General features: G+C 62.8%; 15 protein-coding genes and 1 tRNA gene. 10 read left to right on the top strand and 6 right to left on the bottom strand.

All coding sequences use genetic code 11. The features are described 5' to 3' along the window. The first annotated feature begins 30 nt into the window (after positions 1 to 30). Entirely contained in the window at positions 31 to 2,313 is a 2,283-nt protein-coding gene (locus EHW12_RS22435; protein WP_003940540.1) for an ATP-dependent DNA ligase, read from the top strand. Here EHW12_RS22435 and EHW12_RS22430 read toward each other — a convergent pair. Next, positions 2,213 to 3,754 carry an MFS transporter gene (locus EHW12_RS22430; RefSeq protein WP_039972841.1) on the bottom strand — a complete coding sequence of 514 codons (1,542 nt, stop codon included), beginning with the start codon at positions 3,752 to 3,754 and terminating at the stop codon, positions 2,213 to 2,215. The two genes, EHW12_RS22435 and EHW12_RS22430, sit on opposite strands and share 101 nt — an antisense overlap. 77 nt (positions 3,755 to 3,831) lie before the next feature. Here EHW12_RS22430 and EHW12_RS22425 point away from each other — a divergent pair, with 77 nt between their 5' ends. Then, positions 3,832 to 4,479, top strand: a complete 648-nt coding sequence (locus EHW12_RS22425; protein ID WP_125051780.1) for a TetR/AcrR family transcriptional regulator — start codon at positions 3,832 to 3,834, stop codon at positions 4,477 to 4,479. Between the two features lie 4 nt (positions 4,480 to 4,483). On the opposite strand, the gene EHW12_RS22420 is transcribed toward EHW12_RS22425, so the two are convergent. Beyond that, a complete protein-coding gene (locus EHW12_RS22420; protein ID WP_007727731.1) occupies positions 4,484 to 5,206 on the bottom strand; it encodes a TioE family transcriptional regulator in 723 nt (240 codons plus the stop codon). A 108-nt stretch (positions 5,207 to 5,314) separates the two neighbouring features. On the opposite strand from EHW12_RS22420, the gene EHW12_RS22415 reads away from it, so the two are divergent. Then, positions 5,315 to 6,538: an erythromycin esterase family protein gene (locus EHW12_RS22415; protein ID WP_007727728.1), complete on the top strand. Its 1,224-nt coding sequence runs from the start codon at positions 5,315 to 5,317 to the stop codon at positions 6,536 to 6,538. Positions 6,539 to 6,543: 5 nt separating this feature from the next. Here EHW12_RS22415 and EHW12_RS22410 read toward each other — a convergent pair whose 3' ends face one another. Continuing rightward, positions 6,544 to 7,653 (bottom strand): serine hydrolase domain-containing protein, encoded by a 1,110-nt coding sequence (locus tag EHW12_RS22410; RefSeq protein WP_007727723.1) that lies wholly within the window; start codon positions 7,651 to 7,653, stop codon positions 6,544 to 6,546. Between the two features lie 250 nt (positions 7,654 to 7,903). Between EHW12_RS22410 and EHW12_RS22405 the strand changes: the two genes are divergently transcribed. The 4 genes from EHW12_RS22405 to EHW12_RS22390 all read left to right on the top strand — a co-directional run bounded on the left by EHW12_RS22405 (position 7,904) and on the right by EHW12_RS22390 (position 11,792). Further along, complete coding sequence (locus EHW12_RS22405) at positions 7,904 to 8,437, top strand: NlpC/P60 family protein (RefSeq protein ID WP_007727720.1); 534 nt, start codon at positions 7,904 to 7,906, stop codon at positions 8,435 to 8,437. A 65-nt stretch (positions 8,438 to 8,502) separates the two neighbouring features. Beyond that, positions 8,503 to 9,189, top strand: coding sequence for a response regulator transcription factor (locus EHW12_RS22400; protein WP_003940586.1), 687 nt, complete (start codon positions 8,503 to 8,505; stop codon positions 9,187 to 9,189). Next, on the top strand, positions 9,186 to 10,181 hold the full coding sequence (locus EHW12_RS22395; RefSeq protein WP_007727705.1) for a HAMP domain-containing sensor histidine kinase: 996 nt from the start codon (positions 9,186 to 9,188) through the stop codon (positions 10,179 to 10,181). Before EHW12_RS22400 ends, EHW12_RS22395 begins: the two co-directional genes overlap by 4 nt. Before the next feature lie 108 nt (positions 10,182 to 10,289). Then, positions 10,290 to 11,792 carry a DUF4173 domain-containing protein gene (locus EHW12_RS22390; protein ID WP_320443256.1) on the top strand — a complete coding sequence of 501 codons (1,503 nt, stop codon included), beginning with the start codon at positions 10,290 to 10,292 and terminating at the stop codon, positions 11,790 to 11,792. A 73-nt stretch (positions 11,793 to 11,865) separates the two neighbouring features. Here the strand turns inward: EHW12_RS22390 and EHW12_RS22385 are convergent, their stop codons facing one another. Next, the gene (locus tag EHW12_RS22385) at positions 11,866 to 14,202 is read right to left on the bottom strand and encodes an arylsulfatase (protein WP_064443877.1); all 2,337 of its coding nucleotides are present in this window, start codon (positions 14,200 to 14,202) and stop codon (positions 11,866 to 11,868) included. Between the two features lie 205 nt (positions 14,203 to 14,407). Between EHW12_RS22385 and EHW12_RS22380 the strand changes: the two genes are divergently transcribed. Beyond that, on the top strand, positions 14,408 to 15,076 hold the full coding sequence (locus tag EHW12_RS22380) for a TetR family transcriptional regulator (protein WP_064443878.1): 669 nt from the start codon (positions 14,408 to 14,410) through the stop codon (positions 15,074 to 15,076). A gap of 35 nt (positions 15,077 to 15,111) precedes the next feature. Further along, entirely contained in the window at positions 15,112 to 16,029 is a 918-nt protein-coding gene (locus EHW12_RS22375) for a TauD/TfdA family dioxygenase (RefSeq protein WP_064444230.1), read from the top strand. A 1-nt stretch (position 16,030) separates the two neighbouring features. On the opposite strand, the gene EHW12_RS22370 is transcribed toward EHW12_RS22375, so the two are convergent. Together EHW12_RS22370 and EHW12_RS22365 are read right to left on the bottom strand one after the other, a co-directional pair. After that, positions 16,031 to 16,993 carry a formylglycine-generating enzyme family protein gene (locus EHW12_RS22370; protein WP_125051778.1) on the bottom strand — a complete coding sequence of 321 codons (963 nt, stop codon included), beginning with the start codon at positions 16,991 to 16,993 and terminating at the stop codon, positions 16,031 to 16,033. Positions 16,994 to 17,042: 49 nt separating this feature from the next. Then, positions 17,043 to 17,118: transfer RNA gene (locus EHW12_RS22365), tRNA-Arg, on the bottom strand. Positions 17,119 to 17,360: 242 nt separating this feature from the next. Here EHW12_RS22365 and EHW12_RS22360 point away from each other — a divergent pair. After that, complete coding sequence (locus EHW12_RS22360) at positions 17,361 to 18,740, top strand: LLM class flavin-dependent oxidoreductase (protein ID WP_164490596.1); 1,380 nt, start codon at positions 17,361 to 17,363, stop codon at positions 18,738 to 18,740. The last annotated feature ends 2 nt before the right edge of the window (positions 18,741 to 18,742 follow it).

The raw sequence follows: 18,742 nt of genomic DNA, 5'->3' as shown, positions 1-18,742 counted from the left end.
AGATGCAGCACTATCCAGCACAATGAGGAAATGGCAACGACGGATCGGGGTCAGATCACGCTCGACGGCACAACGGTGTCCGTGACCAATCTGGGCAAGATCCTCTACCCCGAGAGCGGCACCACGAAGGCCGAAGTCATCGACTACTACACCCGTATCGCCGCAGTCATGCTTCCGCATGTCGTCGGTAGACCGGGCACTCGTAAGCGTTGGCCCAATGGCGTGGACGGTCAGTCCTTCTTCGAGAAGAACCTTGCGTCGTCTGCCCCGCAGTGGCTCACGCGTGCGTCGCTGCAACATTCTGATCGTGTCGTCACTTACCCGGTCTTCGATTCCGTTGCATCCCTGGCGTGGCTGGGGCAGCAGGCCGCACTCGAATTGCACGTTCCCCAATGGCGATTCGACGGTTCCGAGCGTGGTCCGGCGACACGACTGGTATTCGATCTCGACCCGGGCGAAGGCGTCGGATTGACCGAGTGCGCCGAGGTGGCGAGGTCGATTCGAGATCTGGTCGCAACTCTGGGGTGGACTGCCTATCCGGTAACCAGTGGTAGCAAGGGAATTCACCTCTACGTTCCACTGGATCGAGCCTTGGACGGCAGCGGTGCGTCGACTGTCGCCAAGCAGATCGCCACCGGACTCGAGAAGCTTCACCCGGATCTCGTCACCGCGACGATGGCTCGAAATGTGCGGGCAGGCAAGATTTTCGTGGACTGGAGTCAGAACAACGCAGCCAAGACAACCATTGCGCCGTACTCGATGCGCGGTCGCGATCAACCCTATGTTGCCGCGCCGCGCAGTTGGGACGAACTCGACGATCCGAAACTACGACATCTGTTGTTCGACGAGGTTCTGGAGCGCGTCGAATCCGATGGTGATCTGCTGGGCGATCTGGATCCGCCGGTCTCGGCGGCTGTAGCCGACACGTTGACGCACTATCGCAACAAGCGGTCGGCCGACCGGACGCCGGAGCCGATCCCTGCTGCGGTGACCAAGGAGACAGCGGGCAATACCTTTGTGATTCAGGAACATCACGCCAGACGATTGCATTACGACGTTCGCCTGGAGCGGGATGGTGTGCTCGTGTCCTGGGCTGTTCCGAAGGGCGTGCCGACCAGTGCCGGAGAGAATCGGTTGGCCGTGCACACCGAGGATCACCCGCTCGAGTACGCCACGTTCTCGGGCACGATCCCGAAGGGGGAGTACGGCGGCGGTTCGATGACGATCTGGGATTCCGGGACGTACGAGACCGAGAAGTGGCGTGAAGACGAGGTGATCGTGCGCCTCAGTGGGAAACGGGTGCAGGGACGCTTCGCGCTGATCCGGACGAAGGGTGACCAGTGGTTGATGCATCTGATGAAGGATCAGAACGCGAGTTTCGGAACGGAGTTTCCCAAGAATCTCGAGCCGATGCTTGCCACCGCTGGAACGCTCGAAGGTCTCGACTCGCAGGAGTGGGCTTTCGAAGGAAAGTGGGACGGGATCCGAGTGATTCTCGAATATCATTCGGGCACAATGTCACTTCGCAGTCGCGCGGGTAACGACAAGACCGGGGACTATCCCTCCCTTGCCGGGTTGGCCGAGGTGCTGGACGGTCATGACGTGGTTCTCGACGGTGAAGTGGTGGCGTACAACGACGCGGGGGTCACCGATTTCGGTCTTCTCCAGCGAGGTGGGGAGCCGGTGTTCCTGGCCTTCGATCTTCTGTACCTCGACGGAGTGTCTTTGCTGCGGAAATCCTACTCGGACCGGCGCACCGTGTTGAATGCGTTGGCGGGCAAGGTCGGTGAGCTCGAGGTACCTCCACAGATCGAGGGCACGGCGGAGAACGCGTTGGAGGTGAGTACCGATGCCGGATGGGAAGGGATTGTCGCCAAACGTCGTGCATCGGTCTACCTTCCGGGGCGGCGTGGGTCGAGTTGGATCAAGGTGAAGAACTGGCGCACTCAAGAGGTGGTGATCGGAGGGTGGCGCACCGGGCAGGGCAATCGAGCACAGGGGATCGGGGCGCTGCTCATGGGAATTCCGGGTGAGGATGGATTGACCTACGTTGGGCGCGTCGGTACCGGCTTCAGTGATCGCGACTTGGAGTCTTTACTTGCGACACTGGAACCGCTGCGTCAGAAGGAAAGTCCGTTCGGGGAGGAACTTCCAGCAGATGACCGCAAGGGTGCGGTGTGGGTGAGGCCGGAACTCGTCGGTGAGGTGCGGTTCATGGATTGGACGAAGACCGAGCGTCTGCGTCATCCGAGTTGGCGAGGTCTGCGGGAGGACAAGAAACCGGGCGACGTGGTGCGGGAAACAGTGCAATGACGGCCAACGCACCGACGAACGCGACTGCGGCACAGATTTGGATTCCGGTACTCATCGCCGAGGTGTAAGCCTGGTTCGCTGCGTCGGTCAAGGCACTCGCGGGGGGAGCGCCGGCATGGATCTGCGCCGGATCGGCTGTGGAAGTGCCGACTCCGGGTTCGAAGCGGGACCGGAAAACGGTGGCTACGACCGTCCCGATGACGGCGACGCCCAGAACTCCACCCAACTCTCGCACGACGCTGTTGATCGAACTGGCCATCGAAGCCTGCTGGGGCGCAACCGAAGACATCGACGTGGTTGTGGCCGGAGCCATGACCAACCCCATCCCCGCGCCGACCAGTGCCATGATCGCAGCCAGGATTCCGAACGGTGCGTACCTATCTGCTGCGATCGACAGGACCAACAGTCCCGCGGACATGACTGCGAGACCGGTCGCGATCGAACTGCGCACGCCGAATCGGCCGACCATACGATCGCTGCTGGAGGCGACAGTCGCCATCACTATCGCAAACGGAACTGCACCGACGCCGGCGACCAATGGACCGTAACCACGAACTAATTGGAGGTATTGCGTGTACGTGAAGAGAACTCCGAAAAGGGCGAAGAATGTTACGGCCAAGATGGCATTGGAGGTGCTGAACACTCGACTGGTGAATATGCGCACGTCGGTCATCGGCGCCGAGGCCCGCAGCTCCCACCAGACGAATCCGGCGAGAAGTGCTGTTGCGCTGACGATCTCCAGCACCGTGACGGGCGACGACCATCCGCGAAGGCTTGCCTGGGTGAGGGCATCCACGATCAAAGCCAGTCCGCCGGCGGATAACAGGAGCCCGGGGATGTCGAACGAACCCTTCGTGATTCCTCTTGCCGGGGGCACAAGAGAAACCGTCGCGGCGATCACACCGGCGACCAGTGGGACGTTTATCCAGAAGACGCTTCCCCAACTGAAATGTTCGAGTAGTACGCCACCGGCTACGGGGCCGATCGCGATTCCCAGTCCGGCGGTTGCAGACCAGATTCCTATCGCCCGGCCTCTCTCGTGCGGGGCGAACATCGAGACGACAAGTGACAGCGTCGCCGGCATGACCAGTGCGGCGGCTGCCCCCATCACTGTTCTCCAGCCGATCAGCTGCAACGACGTGTGAGAGAGGGCAGCGAAGGCTGACCCGAGAGCGAACAAGGTGAGGCCGGTCAGAAGTATCCGACGGTGACCGAATCTCGCGCCGAGTCCACCTGCCGTGATGAGCAAGGCGGCGAACGCCAATGTGTATGCGTTGGTGATCCATTGCAGGTCGACGGTGGTCGCCCGCAGTTCGCGGGCAAGGGTCGGGATAGCGGTGTTGAGGATGGTGTTGTCGATCGTGACTACGACGAGGGATGTGCAGAGGGCGCCCAGTGCTGCCCATCGTCGCCGGTCAGTGGGTTCGAGGGAATTCATCATGTCCTTACGAATGTAACCTTACGAATGTTTAGTGATGAGAACGTACCCCTTCGCCTTACATGTGTAAAGTTTGTCGGGTGAGTGATGTTTCCGAAGATGCCGATGAAACTGGGACGAGTGGTTCTCGGAGTACTCGCGCCCGAAATCCGAGAGGAAGCGGCGCACGGCTCCGCGGAGAGATCGTCGCCGCAGCGGCGACGCTCATCGCCCGCACCGGATCGGATCAGGCGGTGACGCTCCGATCGGTCGCTCGCGAAGTCGGGATATCCGCACCATCTATCTACGGACACTTTTCCGATCGCGATGCCATTGTCGAAGCGGTGGTCTCCGAATCGCTGGAGCAGTTGCATCTCGCCGTGGCCGACGCCGTTTCCGCACACCCCGACCCGGTCGAGGGTCTGTATGCCGCGTGCTCGGCATACGTCGAGTTCGGCATTTCCGAGCCCGCTCGGTATCGGGTCTTGTTCGGGTGGTCCAGGCCGAAAGGTCAGTCACCACAATCGGATACGCGAGGACTGGCCGCCTTCAACACGCTGGTGACCAACCTCGACGCGTGCGTCGCCGCTGGGAGGTCGGCCAGCACAGACACTTTTGTCGATGCGGTATCGATCTGGACTTCGCTGCACGGACAGGTGATGTTGCGGGCCGATCTCCCGGAATTCCCGTGGCCGTCGACCGACACCGTCGGTGAGATGGTGAGGAGCCTTGCGCGGCTTGTGAACTGACGCCTCAACCGTTTGCTGATCGGCAACCAGGCGAGGTCTGATCCAGCATCGTGAGATAGGCATCGAGCTGAGCTGCGCCGGCGAGAAGGTTGCGACTGCGTGTGGCCAGCCGGTCTTGCCAGGATTCGAGGAACGCTGACAATGCGTCTGCTCCGCCGGCCTCGCGCAGCGAATCGAGAAACTGAGCGACTTGCGACAGCCGATAGCCACCGCGCCGCAGCTGCCGTGCGATCTCGGCGTCGCGCACACACTCCGGACCGTATTCGCGATAACCCGTTGCTCGTTCGCGCTCGGGGCGCAGGATGCCGTGCTCTTCCCATGTGCGCAGTGTCGCCGGGTGAACGCCGAGACGGCGCGCCAGCTCACCCACCGTCAGCGCTGGACCGTGCACCAGTGCCGGTGCCATGGTGGACAGAGTCCCCAGCGCTGTGGCTACCTCGGTGCGAGTTTTTCGCTCGGCGAGCAGCGTCACGTGCGCACTGTCGATCAGGCGGTAGGCGGACTCGGTGTCGCCCTGGTTGGTCGCCCGCATGATTTCCGTGGCCCGCTGGTGCCCGTGACCGCCGCGCAATGCGAGGAAAGTGCGCAGGGCTTGCGCGTGCACTGGGGTGTATCGCCGGTAGCCGTAAGTGCTGCGCTCGCTCGGAGGGAGGATGCCGGCATCGTCGTAGTTGCGGATCGCCTGTGCGGACAACCCGTGTTCACGGGCAAGGTCTATGGGCCGCACTGATCACCTCCGATTGAGGCTTTTCACGGTATACCCCAGGTAATTGCCAGTGAAAGTTTCAACCGAATCTTCAACGATACTGTCGAAGGCAGTCCACCTTCGAAAGGGATGATCATGTCCACTGCCCCAGCGCTGAGTGAGTTCGGCCGCCAACTCGAAGACGCGGCAAGTCTTGGTCGTGCGGTCGACGAACTGCTCGCAGCGCGAACCGAGGTGCCGGCTCTGCTCGCTCTCGGCGAGCCGACTCATGGGATCAAGGCTTTTCCGTTGCTGCGCAACGAACTTCTCGGCCAACTGGTCGAACGAGGATATCGGTCGATCGTGCTCGAAACAGATGTCTTTGCGGCTTTGCTCGTGAACGACTACGTGAACGGGGGAGAGGCGGACATCGAGAAGGTGCTCGCCACAGGCTTCAGCCACGGATTCGGTGCGGTACCGGGAAACCGCGAACTCGTCGAATGGCTACGCGAGTACAACCACGGCCGCGCTCCGGCCGACCGAGTTCGCTTCTACGGCTTCGACGCTCCGGTGGAGTACTCCGGCGCACCGAGCCCACGTGGCGCGCTGTCTGCAGCAGGTGACTTCCTGCCCGCTGCGATGCGGCCGCACTCGTTCGACGACATCGACCTTCTGCTCGGGCAGGACCCCGACTGGACCAACCCGGCGGCGATGTTCGAACCGGCTGCGTCCGTCGGCAACTCCGATCAGGCTCGTGCCCTGCGCATCATTGCGGACGACCTCGCCAGCGTCCTGCGGCGCGCCGCACCTGTGCTGCGGCCCGCCGACCCGGGCGGATACGACCTGGCCCTCGCACACGCACGCACCGCTGTAGGTCTTCTGCGCTACCACGCCGCGATGGCGAGTTCCGCTCCTGATCGTATCGGCACTCTGCTCAGTCTCCGTGCCGAGATGATGGCCGAGAACCTGCTGGCCGTCGTCGCCCAGGAGCAGCGACGCGGGCCGATCCTGCTCTTCGCACACAATGCCCATCTCCTGCGAGTGCCGTCCGACATGCCCGTCAACGGCGACGTGGTCAGCTGGGGGAGCGCCGGCTCACTTGTCGGACTTGTCCTCGGAGAGCGCTACGTATTCGTGGCAACCGACGCCAACCCCGACAGTGATCCGGGCACTCTGCAGGGAGCGTTGGCCGATGCGACCAGTCGGCGTGCCCTGTTTCCGACCCCCGCACTTCGCGCAGCACTTGACCTGTCCGTCACCGCGGGAGAGGCGATCCTGCCAGGGCATCTGCCGCTGAAACCTTCGGAGTTGGACGGCGCCGACGCGGTCATTTTCGTCGCGGACACTGATGGAAAACGTCATCAATACTGGTAACAGCGTCAAGGGCAGAGTGCGTGCGAGAGTATCGCGACGGTGTCCGGCTGGTCCTTCGGCGTCGACGTCAGCGTCACAGTGAACGCGCGGTCCGGCGTCGCACCGGACAGTGTGTAGTACCCGTAGATCCCACCACTGTGGCCGGTATAGGTGACGCCGCAGGGAAGTTCGGTGGCGCCGACGCCCATCCCGTACCCGAGTCCCTCGGCTTCGGTGGCGGCGACCTGAGGGGTGGTCATCTCGGCAAGCTGCTCGGCCGGCACCACCCGCCCGTCGAGTAGTGCACGCCAGAAGGTGTTCAGGTCTGTGCCCGTCGAGACCATCGCTCCGGCAGCCCAGGGGATCGACGGTTCCGTGCGGGAAACGTCGGTCAGGCCACCGTCGAGATCCTGATAGCCCGTCAGGTGATCGCCCCTGATGTCGAGCTCACCGGCCGGCGGGAGGTACGTGTCTTCCAAGTCCAGCGGATCGAGTATCCGAGACCGGAGTTCATCGGCGTAGCTGCGGCCGCTCACGGATTCGACGAGCATTCCGAGAACGATGTAGTTGGTGTTGGTGTAGACGAACGACGTTCCGGGGACGAATTGCGCCGGTTTGCCGAGGGCGATGGCGACCGCGGCGGACGGCGTCAGCGTTCGGTTCTCGTTAGCTGCAATCCATTCGTCGGCGCCGGGTTCTCCGGCGAACTCGGGAAGGCCGCTGCGATGTTGCAGCAGTTGCCGCACGGTGATCGCGCTACCGTCGATGCCACTGCCGTCCATGTCACTGCTGTGCAGTAGGCCCGGGAGATACCGCTCGATCGGTGCGTCGAGGTCGACCTTGCCCTCGGCGACCAACTGCAGAACGAGTGAAGCTGTGAATGTCTTTGTCACACTTCCGATCCGGACGCGATCATTCTTGCCGATCGAATCGCCGTTGGTCCGGTTGGGCACGCCGCTGGTCATGACAGCCGTCGTGGTGCCGTCGTCGAGTGTTGCGATCGACCCGACGACACCCGACCTGGTGAGTCCGTCGAGATCCGATTGAATCTCCACTGCGCGCTGGAGCGTCGAGCAACCGACGAGTGCCGTGGTGGCTCCGATGATGACCGCGGCGACGAGCAGGTATGGGCGCATGAGTCGAATCTATGGACCTTGTCGTGCCGCGGGATCCAGGAAATCCCCCATCATTCCCTGATCTTCTGCCAGCCCGGGACGTAAGGCCCGTTTGTTCAAAACCGACAAATCGGATCAATCATTCCTGTCCGAACACCACGTCCACGCAGTTAACATCCGAACGAAGTGTTTGTTTTCACGTGTCTTACCAGTTCACGGCTATCGAGGTGCGCTGCCGCGCGCCGAAACGACTCCCACGAAGGACGGATGCATGAAGAAGTCGACACTCCGCACGGGAACGGTCGCGGCTTTGCTGACCGGAAGTGCCCTGTTGCTTTCCGCTGCCCCTGCCTCAGCCGACCCGGGAAGCCTCGGTAGCGGTGGCAGTAGCGGGAGTTCCGGAAGCGTGGGAAGCACGGGCAGCATCAGCAGCGGATCAGCCGCCCTTCCGATTCCGAGTCCGGCAGGGCTGATCGCGCTGGCAGCGGCGAGCACTCAGACCGGAAAGCCCTACCAGTGGGGCGGCGTCGGGCCGAACTCGTGGGACTGCTCCGGGCTGGTGCAATGGGCGTTTCGGCAGGCCGGCGTGAATCTGCCACGGACCAGCCAACAGCAGGCCAACGTCGGACAGCCGGTTCCCCGGTGGGCCCTCGCCCCCGGCGACGTCATCACCTTCTACCCCGGTGCGACGCACGTCGGCATCTACGCTGGGTTCGGAATGGTGTTCAACGCCTACGGAGTTGGTGTTCCGACCGGACTGACGCCCCTGGCGGATCTGCCGATCAACAACATCCGCAGGTTCTAGAACCTGCACAGAACCTTCACAAGTCCTCCCAGGTTCATCCACGAGGGCCGAATACAGTCAGTTCCATGAGTCAGCGAAGAGTGCTCGTGGTCGACGACGAGGTCAGCATCTGCGAGTCCATCGCGGCGAGGCTGCGTGCCGAGGGCTACGACGTCGAGCTGGCGTTCGACGGTCCCAGCGCGGTGGCCCGCTGCGAGCAGATGGACGCAGACCTGGTGGTACTCGACGTGATGATGCCGGGATTCGACGGACTCGAAGTCTGCCGCCGCATCCAGGCCGTGCGCCCGGTGCCTGTGCTGATGCTGACCGCTCGCGCCGATGAAACGGACATGCTGATCGGTCTCGGCGTCGGGGCCGACGACTATCTGAGCAAGCCGTTCAGCATGCGTGTGCTCGTCGCCCGGGTGCAGGCTCTGCTTCGGCGTGCGGATCGCGCGGAGCACGCTGCTCGCCCGGTGGCCGACCTCCTCGAGTTCGGTGACGTCGTGATCGACCTGACCGAACGTCGAGTGCGCCGTGATGCGCAAGAAGTTCACCTGACTCGCACCGAATTCGATCTCATCGCCTATCTGGCGGAGCGGCCGCGAGCCGCGATCCCGCGGGAGTCGCTGCTCGAGGAGATCTGGGGCTGGGGTGAGGGAGCGGGCAGTCGGACCGTCGACAGCCACGTCAAGGCACTGCGACGCAAGCTCGGACCTTCCGTGATCCGGACCGTTCACGGGGTCGGGTACGCCTGGGACGTGCCGCGATGAGCGTCGTCGACCGTCTTTTTGCACGGTGGCCGCGGCCGCTGGACCCGATGCGGTCCTTCAAGGTGAAGGTCGGCCTCCTGGTTGTCGCAGCACTGGTGTTCGCCGCGGGTGGTTTCTGGCTGACGTCGCAACAACCGTTTCGTTTTGCTCTACTGACGGCGTTGGTTGTCGCTCTCGGCGTTACGCAGGTGCTCGCACACGGGATGACGTCACCGCTTCGCGAGATGACGGCCGCGGCGAAGGCGATGGCGCGCGGCGACTATTCGCGGCGAGTACGAGCGACTTCCAGAGACGAAGTAGGCGAACTCGCCCATGCGTTCAATCGGATGGCCGAGGACCTCGGGGCCGACGACCGGTACCGCCGCGAGTTGATCGGCAACGTCTCCCATGAACTGCGCACGCCCATCACCGCTTTGCAAGCCATGCTCGAGAACGTCGTCGACGGTGTCGAAGAACCGGATCCGGCGATGATGAAATCGGCGCTGCGGCAAACGGAACGACTGGGCGCGCTGGTAGCCGACCTTCTCGATCTCTCGAAACTCGAGGGTGGCGCAATGCCGTTGAAACGCCGCCGTTTCGAGGTCGAGCCGTTCCTACGCGAGCTGTCGAGTGTGAGTGCGGGCGACATCGAGATAGACGTCAAGCCTCCACAATTGTCCGTGGTCGCCGATCCGGATCGCCTCCACCAGGTGGTGACCAACCTGGTGGACAATGCGGTTCAGCACGGGAACGTCGACACCAAAGTTGTCATCCGAGTACGTACCGGCAGCGCGGGGGAATTGGTGCTCGACGTCCACGACGACGGCCCCGGCATCGAACCACAGGCCCGTGAGCGAGTGTTCGACCGCTTCATCCGCGGCGGCTCGACCGACGGGGGTACCGGGCTCGGCCTCGCGATCGCGAAGTGGGCGGTCGAATTACATGACGGCAGGATTGCCGTCGTCGATGCCCCGTCGGGTTGTTGCATTCGAGTAGTGCTGCCGCAGAACTGAATCAAAGTCCCTGACGAGATCGAGAGATCTCGCGATGGCGCATGTCTTCATCGGCATTCGTCTGTACTTCCGACCCTGAAAAATTGAACCAGACACATAGGAGATCACATGAGCGCTCCGATAGTAATTCCACCGAAACCGCCGATGTCGGCCGTAAAACCCAAGCGTTCCAGCCGGTTCTGGCGTCCCGATCGCACTTCGATGGCCACCCGCTCGATGCTCCTCGGCGCGGCCGCAGTAGGGGTGCTTGCGGCCCTGATCCTCGACCCAGGGTTCGCGAGTATCGCGTACGTGATCGTGGGTGCCGGTGTGGTGATCGTCTTCGGGATTCTGACGCCGCCGCGGATGACCGTGACGCAGTGGGTCGCCGCCATCGGGATGCTCGCACTGCTGGGTGTTGCCGCCGTTCGCGGTGCGGAGTGGTTGGTGTTCCTCTGCGTCGTAGCTGCGTGGGTTCTGTTCACGTGGACTCTGATCGGCGGGCGGACGTGGACCGGAATACTTCTGGGAACGGTCGCTCCCTGGCGGGCACCGCACCGGACGGTCAACTTCGTTCGTCGTCGAAAACTTGCTACCCGCTCTGCTCCGCGGGTGCCGGCGGCGCGAGTTGTCGTCGTAAGCGCAGTATCGATTCTTCTCCTGCTGATTTTCGGATCTTTGTTCGTGAGTGCGGATCCGGAGTTCGCGAAGATCTTCGACGGCTTCGCTCCTGCCATCTCGGTGTCGAACCCGGGAGCACGGATCTTTGCCGGCGTCGTGATGGCGTTCGGCACGCTGGTTGCGGTGTATCTGCGCCGCAGAACGCCGACGGTGGACGCGTTTGCACCTGCGCAGGCGACGCCGTTGCCGATGTGGGAGTGGGCGGTCCCGCTCGGAGTACTCAACGTGCTGTTCCTCGGTTTTGTTGCAGTACAGACGAAGACGCTGTTCGGGGGAGACGAGCACGTACAGGTGACCGATGGACTGACCTATGCGGACTATGCGCGTGAGGGTTTCTGGCAGCTCATGGCGGTTACCGTGCTGACGCTGCTCGTCATCGCCGTCGCAGTGCGGTACATCGACCGCCGCGACGCTGGATCGAGGCGTCTTGCCCGCGGACTGCTGGGTGCCCTGTGTGTTTTCAGCCTGGTGATCGTGGCGTCCGCTGTGCACCGGATGTGGTTGTACGAGAATCAGTACGGTTTCACGGTGCTCCGGGTCAGCGTCTTCGCGACAGAGCTGCTTCTTGGCTTCGTGTTCGTGTTGTTGCTCGTCGCAGGTATTCGGATGTCCGGGAAGTGGCTGCCCACAGCTGTTCTCGCCACTTCGGCCGTCGCGCTGCTGGCCTTCGCGGTGTTCAACCCCGGCGCGTACATCGCGCAAAAGAACGTGGAACGGTTCGAGGGCGGCAAGAGCATCGACGTTTCCTACTTACGCGGGCTCTCCGTCGACGCGGTACCTGCCTTGGATCGTCTACCGGAACCGCAGCGTTCATGTGCCTTGAGCAGATATCGATTCGGAGTGCCGGGCACCACTGCACCCTGGGAGTTCAACGCAGCGCGTGAGAAGGCCCGCGACATCCTGGAAGCTCGCCCGGTGGGGCCGTGCCTGCCGATGTACACGGTCGGATAGACGCAGGGCGATTGTGCAGCCGCACGGCAGATATCGCGCGCGGCTGCACAATCGGCGAGCGTCGCCTGGTCGATCAGTGCACGGCGAGTGAGATTTTCTCCCGTTCCTCTGCGGACACCACATCTCGGGTGGATCGTAAGTCGACGGTCACGCTGTGGAGTTTGCCGCCGTAGCGGAACGTGCCCTTGTCCGCGAACTCTTCCGCGACCGGGCTTCCCCGGTTGATGCCGACGTCGAGCTGTTCGTTCATGCTGAAGATCGCCCGAGTGGTCTTCTCGATCCGGCCTTCGGAGACCACCTCGTCGTCGACGCTCAGGGTTGCGGTTCCACCCTTGCCGATTCCGCCGCCGTCGTACTCGAAGTGGACGGACACCTCGCGTGCATTGGGTGCCAGCGGGTTGCGCCCACGCACGAAGGTCCGACCACCGCCGCTGAAGTTGTAGCAGTAGACGGGGACGGAATCGAGTATGTACAAAGCGAATCCGCCGAACCGGCCACCGAGGCTGACCAGCATGCCGTCGGCGACGCTACCCAGACTTGCGGTCAGCGTGTACGAGCGGTTGAAGAACGTCGGCGCGGCTTTCTCGACCAGACCGTTCATGTGTGGGTACAGCGTGAGGGTCTTGCGGCCCATCATCGGATGCGGGGGTCGTGATTCCGCGGTGGCGTGGCGACCGACCGTTCTGTCGTCCAGCGGCAGCACCTGATATTTGGCCGCCTCGACGAGGAACTTTTCCTTGAGCCGGGCGAGGATCTCGGGATGCTCGTCCGCGAGATCGCGGGCCTGCGACCAGTCGACCGAGGTGTCGTACAGCTCCCAACGGTCCTCGCTCATCGGTGTGAGCTCGAGGCCGTGAGTGGCCATCAGCCAGGGTGCGCGGTGGGCCGTGACTGCGGTCCAACCGTGATCGTAGATTCCGCGGTTGCCGAAGATCTCGAAATACTGTGTGGTGTGGCGCTCTTCGGCGTCGGGCTCGGCGAAGGTGTAGTTCATCGCCACGCCTTCCATCGGTTTCTGGGTGACCCCGTCGACGCTGGTCGGTGCCGGAATGCCGGCAGCTTCCAGGATTGTCGGCGTGATGTCGACGCAGTGATGCCACTGCTCCCTGATTCCTGGCTTGTCGATCCCCTTGGGCCAGTGGGCGATCAGACCGTTTCGGGTACCGCCGTAGTGGGACGCAACCTGCTTGGCCCACTGGTAAGGGGTGTCGAGAGCCAGAGCCCACGACGCCGGATAGTGCGGGTAGCTGGTTTCGGTCCCCAATTCGTCGTAGCGCGCCAGTACGTCGGATGTCGCACTCTTGTAACCGTTGAGGCCGGCGAGGTAGTTGAACGAACCCTCCATTCCGCCTTCCGCGGAAGCGCCGTTGTCACCCATCATGTAGAGCACCAGAGTGTTGTCGAGTACACCCATGTCCTGCAACCGGTCGACGAGCCTGCCTACCTCGTCGTCGGTGTGCTCGAGAAACGCCGCGTACAACTCCATCAGACGGGCCGAGACCTTCTTCTGGTCGTCGTCGAGTTCGTCCCAGTGTGGGAGCCCCGGAGCCCACGGGGCCAATTCGGTGTCAGGAGCGACGACGCCCAGTTCCTTCTGCTTTTGGAGGGTGATCTCGCGTTGGCGATCCCACCCGTGATCGAATTCGCCGACGTACTTGTCCAGGTAGCGGTCCGGGACCTGGAGTGGAGCGTGGCACGCGCCGAAGGGGAGGTAGCAGAACCACGGCTTGTCGGGGTCCATCGTGTTGACGCCCTCGACCCATTCGATCGCGTGGTCGACGAGATCCTCTGACAGGTGGTAACCCTCCTGTGGTGTCTTGGGTAAGTCGACCATCGTGAAGTCCTCGTAGAGAACCGGGGTGAACTGGTCGGACTCGGCACCGAGGAAACCGTAGAACTTGTCGAAACCCTCACGGACCGGCCAACGATCGAACGGCCCGGCAGCGGTGGTCTCCCACGTCGGGGTCTGGTGCATCTTGCCGAAAGCACCTGTCGCATAGCCGTTTCCCTGTAGGACGCGTGCGACCGTGGCGGCAGAGGCGGGGCGGGTCCCGTTGTATCCCGGTGCCGCGTTGGCCATTTCGGAGATGACACCCATACCGACACTGTGGTGGTTGCGCCCGGTCAGTGTGGCGGCACGCGTCGGCGAGCACAGAGCCGTGGTGTGGAATCGGCTGTATTTCACGCCGGTTTCGGCCAAACGCTCGGCGGTGGGGGTGCGGCACGGGCCACCGAACGCGGAGGGTGCGCCGAATCCGACGTCGTCGATCATGATCAGCAGCACGTTCGGGGCCCCGGCCGGCGGGCGAAGCGGTTCCGGGCGGGTGTACGGGGGATTCTGATCGGGGTAGTACACGGCGGCCGCGACGTTCGGCGTCTCGGGAATGATCGGAATGGAATGGCGATTCACCAGCAGGCTCCTTGGCGTGTGCAAAACCGGGCGGATTAAGCAGTCGTCTTAATCTGGAGCGTATCGATCGGAATTCAGTTGGCGGCGTATGTCTCGTTGACTGGGACAACTACCCCCGTGAGTGGTTAAGGAGTCCCTGCACTCCCTAACCGCGCACAGGGGATGGGGCTTGCGGAATTAAGACAGTGACTTATATGGTCGGTGTATGCCCGCCTCGTTGGATGCCAAGAACGCCATGATCGCCGTCGCCGAGCGGATGTTCGCCGAGCAAGGTATTCACGAAGTGTCCATGCGGGACGTGGCGACTGCGGCCGGGCAGCGCAACAACTCTGCAGTTCAGTATCACTTCGGTGGGCGAGACGGTCTGGTGCTGGCCGTATTCCGGCATCGGATGGATCAGATCAACGCAGCGCGACTGACGTATCTCGACGACATCGACGCCAGTGGGCGGACCGACTTGGTCCGTGCTTTGGTCGAAGCCTTTCTGTACCCGCTGGCAGATTTTCTGGCGACGGTCGACGGTTCCAACTATGCGAGGTTCATTGCCCGAATCTCACCGTCGGTGGATACGCAGAGTGCTGAGTTCCGCGAGGTCAGCGAGGGGATCAACGAAGTTGTCGTCAGGTTGACGCGGGCGTTGCCGCATCTGCCCCGCCGCGTCGCGGTTGAACGGATCGATCTGACGTTCAACATGAGCGTCTCTGCTCTGGCCATCTTCGAGCAGCGCCGCGAAGACGAAAACCCCGTTGTGCAGGCAGATTTCGATACGACGGTGGATCATCTGGTCGATCTCGCGGTAGGAGCACTGACCGCGCCCCAAAGCGCACACAAACGCACACGAGCAAAGCGGGTGGACGCGTCGATTGACGTGTGACCCCGCGACACGACACGACAGGACGGAGTCATTCGATGGCTACCCTTACATCATCACGAACAGTCCAAATCGGCAATCACACAATCGAATTCGGACCACGCGGAATGAGGCGCAATCCGGAAGGCGTTGAATCGAGGCCGTACGAGCGGTTCACTCTGACACCCGTCACACCGTTCATCGGTGCCGAGATCAGCGATATCGACTTGCGTGATCCGTCGGAGGAGCAGATCGAGGACGTGCGCCGGGCCCTCCTCGAATGGAAGGTCGTGTTCTTTCGGGACCAGCCGATTTCGAGCGTGAATCATCGTGACTTCGCGGCCCATTGGGGTGAACTCGAGGTTCATCCACTTCTCCCGCAGGGAGAGGTCCCGGCAGTCGTCAGATTCGAACGCGGAGAGGACAGTCCAGGAACGGAGAACATCTGGCACGTCGACGTCACCTGGACGAAGACGCCGCCGCTCGGTTCAGTACTTCGGGCGATCGACGTACCGCCTGCCGGTGGTGACACGCTCTGGGCCGATATGGGTAACGCCTTCGACTGCCTCCCCGACGAGATCAAGGAATTGATCGACGGCAAGGACGCCATCCACGATTTTGTGCCGTCCTTCGGACGCGGCATGAGCCCGGAGAAGTTGGAACAGATGAAGGAGCAGTACCCGCCGGTTCTGCACCCGATGGTGCGTAAGCATCCGGAGACCGGGCGGAAGACGCTGTTCGTCAACAGCCTTTTCACCACCCACATTCCGGATATGGATTCTGTCGAAGGCAACGATCTGCTCAATTTGCTGTTCGCGCAGGTCAAGGTCCCGGACTTTCAGTGCCGCTTCAAGTGGGCGCCGAATTCCATTGCCTTCTGGGACAACCGGGCTACCCAGCACTACGCAGCGAGTGATTACTTCCCTCATCGCCGCGTCATGGAGCGGGTGGCCATCCTGGGGGACGTGCCCTTCTGATCTACTCCTGCGGAATGCGGATGATGCACCGGAAGCCGACGTGGCAGGTCGAGGACTCCTCGGATTCGCCCTGCCGCGCGGCGGGGCGGTAGCGCAAGCAGTAGTTCGGTGCACACAGATGTGAGCCGCCCTTGATCACCCGTCGCGCGTAGGGTTCGCCCACCAACGCCTCCGTGGCGAACTCCGCTCGGGGATTACGAGGAATGCAGCACGACGAGGCCGGCGCGACGTTCTTGGAACTGTGGGCGTGGTCCGATGTGTAGTGATCGGCCGTCCATTCCCACACGTTCCCGGCCATGTCGAACAGTCCGTAGCCGTTGGGCCGGAACTTTCCGACCGGAGCGGTGCGCTCGTAACCGTCCTCGAGCAGATTCTCCCAGGGGAACTGGCCCTGCCACACGTTGCCACCGGGCCGCCCGCCCGGAGAGTCGTGATCGCCCCACACGTACGCCTGGCGATCGAGTCCACCGCGGGCGGCAAACTCCCACTCGGCCTCGGTCGGGAGTTCCTTGCCGGCCCACGCGGCGTAGACCTGGGCGTCGAAGTACGACACGTGGGTGACGGGGTGCCGTTCACGTCCCCCGATGTTGCTGTCGGCGCCCTCGGGATGGCGCCAATCGGCGCCGGGAGTGAACGACCACCACTGGGTGTAGTCGTCAAGTGAAACCGGGCCGGGTGGCGAAGTGAAGACCAACGATCCCGGGACGAGGAGGGCTGGATCGGCGTCGGGATAGTCGGCGGCGTCCGGGGCGATTTCAGCAGTGGTGACGTGGCCGGTTGCCTTCACGAAGCGTCGGAACTCGGCGACCGTCACCGCCGTCGTGTCCATCCAGAATCCGTCGACTGTGACCTGGTGAACTGGGCGTTCTTCCGGATAGAAATCTTCGGAGCCCATCCAGTACGTCCCACCCGGGATCAAAGACATGTTCTTCGGGGGAGTAGCCGTGGAGTGAGGCGTCGTCATGAATTCAAGAATGGCACGTTGGTCACGCCGATGTGGGGAGAGTCCCACCTGGTGCCCTCGGCAGGATTCGAACCTGCGACCCTTCCTTTAGGAGAGGAATGCTCTATCCCCTGAGCTACGAGGGCGGGGAGCGTACCGACAAGCACTGAAAACCCTGTGCTGCCGGGGTTTTCGCTTCCCGATACTGCTGTTGCATCCGCTCGACCTGTCGGCACGAAGCCTCGGGCGTCACAGCTGCGCTAGTCAGTGTAGCGGCCCGCCGACGAGGTCGCGAAGTCGACGGTATCGCCGGGTGCAAGCAGGAGCCGAACCGATCGCACTGATCGCAATGGTGTTCACCGCGGAGCAGGCACGGCATCGTGCGGGAATGACCCGCAGAATCCGATTCAACGCCTTTGCCATGAACTGCGTCGCCCACCAATCGCCAGGTCTGTGGCGCCACCCGGAGGACCAGTCGTCCAGGTACACGGATCTGAGGTACTGGACGGAATTGGCGAAGCTCCTCGAGCGTGGACGATTCGACGGGCTGTTCCTGGCCGACGTGTTGGGAACGTACGACGTGTACGGCGGCAATCACGACGCAGCGCTGCGGCAGGGCGCGCAGGTACCGGTCTCGGACCCGCTACTGCTGGCGTCGGCGATGGCTGCCGTGACCGAGCACTTGGGCTTCGGGATCACCGCAGGTACAGCTTTCGAGCATCCCTACCCGTTCGCTCGGCGCTTGAGCACCCTCGACCACCTGACGAACGGGCGAATCGGGTGGAACGTGGTCACCGGATACCTCCCCTCGGCCGCACGGAACATGGGCGAGGACGACCAACTCCAGCACGACGATCGCTACGACCACGCGGACGAGTACCTCGAAGTTCTCTACAAGTTGTGGGAAACGTCGTGGGAAGACGACGCGGTGGTGCGTGACAGAACCACCGGGGTCTACACGGACCCCGCCAAGGTTCATCCGATCGAGCACGAAGGCAAGCACTTCACGGTTCCGGGCATCCACATCTCCGAACCTTCTCCGCAGCGGACGCCGGTCATCTTCCAGGCCGGCGCGTCGCCTCGTGGGGTGCGGTTCGCCGCCGAGAATGCCGAGGCGATCCTTGTGGGTGCACCGACAAAGGCGATTCTCAAAGACACCGTTGCTCGAATCCGAAACGAACTGACGAAGGTCGGGCGAGATCCGTTCTCGGCCCGCATCTACACACTGTTGACGATCATCACCGACCGAACCCCTGAGTTGGCCCAGGCGAAGCTCGAGGACTACCGCAGCTACGCGAGTAGTGAAGGCGCGCTCGTTTTCACCTCGGGGTGGATGGGAATCGACCTCTCCGGATACCGAGCGGACGAGCCGATCGGGAACGTCGAGAGCAATGCCATTCAATCCGCGGTCGCATCGTTTCGTCAGGCCGACGAGAAAGGCGGCGAATGGACGGTGGGGGACATCGCGGAGTGGGCGGGCATCGGCGGGCTCGGCCCGATCGTTGTCGGTTCCGGTGCGGAAGTCGCGGACGAGTTGCAGGAGTGGGTGTCCGAGACCGACGTCGACGGTTTCAATCTCGCGTACGCGGTGACTCCTGGAACCTTCGAAGACATTGTGGAGCATGTGATTCCGGAGCTGACCAAACGAGGTGCCTACCAGAGCGACTACGACGAGGGAACGCTGCGCAACAAACTGTTCGGGCGAGGGGACAGGCTGCCGCTCGAACACCGAGGCCGGAGTTTCGGCCGGATCCGCACTGCCGGCTGAGC

It is taken from the genome of Rhodococcus sp. NJ-530 (assembly GCF_003860625.1).
GTDB lineage: Bacteria > Actinomycetota > Actinomycetes > Mycobacteriales > Mycobacteriaceae > Rhodococcus_F > Rhodococcus_F qingshengii.
Note: the sequence above shows the minus strand (reverse complement) of the source record. Positions and strands in the feature narration are given on the sequence as shown.